Here is a 1,204-nt window from a genome sequence, read left to right as displayed (position 1 = left end):
ACGACAACGACGACTTGTGATCACTTTCGGTGCTTTTCCCGCGCCGCCGTCGCCGCATACCTGACGATCCAGCTCTGTGAGCGATATAGAGGTGGAGGATGTCCTGTTCGCCGACCTGGACGGCCTGCTGGTCGACGATGTCGAGCTGAGTAAGGAAGCGATCACGGTGACGGCCCGTGCGTGCGCGGGCGGCGCCGCCTGCCCGAGCTGCGGGGCAACATCGCGGCGGGTCCACAGCGGTTACGAGCGTCGCTTGGCGGACGCCGCGGTGGGTGGGCGGCCGGTGGTCGTGCACCTGCAGGTCCGGCGTTTCCGCTGCCCGGTCGCGGCTTGCCCCCGCGCGACGTTCGTCGAGCAGATCAACGGACTCACCTTCCGGCACGGGCGGCGCAGTCAGCGGCTGCACACCGTCTTGCGGGTGGTCGCGCTGATGCTGGCCGGACGAGTCGGCGCCAGGCTGGCCGAAGTGCTGAGCGCCGACGTCAGCCGTTCCACTCTGCTGCGGCTGATCCGGGCCCTGCCCGATCCGCCGACCGTGACCCCGCGCGTGCTCGGCGTCGACGACTTCGCCCTGCGCAAGGGCCACGTCTACGGCACAGTGCTGATCGACGTCGAGACCCGCCGCCCGATCGACCTGCTCCCTGACCGCGAATCGGCGACCCTGGCCCGATGGCTGGCCGACCACCCCGGCGTCGAGATCATCTGCCGAGACCGCGCCAGCGGCTACGCCGAAGGCGCCCGCCTCGGAGCCCCCGATGCCGTGCAAGTCGCAGACCGCTGGCACCTCTACCACAACCTCACCGAAGCCGTAGAACGCTGCGTGACCAGGCACTCCACTCAGCTGCGGGCCCCCGAACCAGCACCCGGTCCGCAGGCTTCCGCCGCCGCGACCGCCGAGTTGGAGAAGATCACCGAGGCCGCGAAGACGGAACGCAGCGCCCACCGCTGCGCCGACCGCACCCGCGACCGCCATCAGGAGATACACGCCCTGATCGGGAAAGGGCTCACCCTGCGTGAGATCAGCCGCGAGCTCGGCCTGGCCCGCAACACCGTGCGCAAGTTCGCCCGCGCGGCCACGGCCGAGGAGCTGAGCGAGGGCAAATGGCAGGGCCGCGCGAGCATCCTCGATGACTACAAGCCCTACCTCCACCAGCGGTGGCAAGAGGGCTGCACCAGCGCCAAGAAGCTCACCGACGAGATCAAG

At 69.7% G+C, this 1,204-nt stretch carries 1 protein-coding gene; it reads left to right on the top strand.

Annotation, left to right across the window (positions count from 1 at the left end):
• Positions 1-76: 76 nt before the first annotated feature.
• Positions 77-1,204: ISL3 family transposase (locus AB0N07_RS51420; protein ID WP_365847946.1), on the top strand; the 1,128-nt coding region annotated here is incomplete at its 3' end.

The organism is Streptomyces sp. NPDC051172, assembly GCF_040682555.1.
GTDB lineage: Bacteria > Actinomycetota > Actinomycetes > Streptomycetales > Streptomycetaceae > Streptomyces.
The sequence above is the reverse complement of the archived record's forward strand: the minus strand, read 5'-3'. Positions and strand labels throughout refer to the sequence as shown.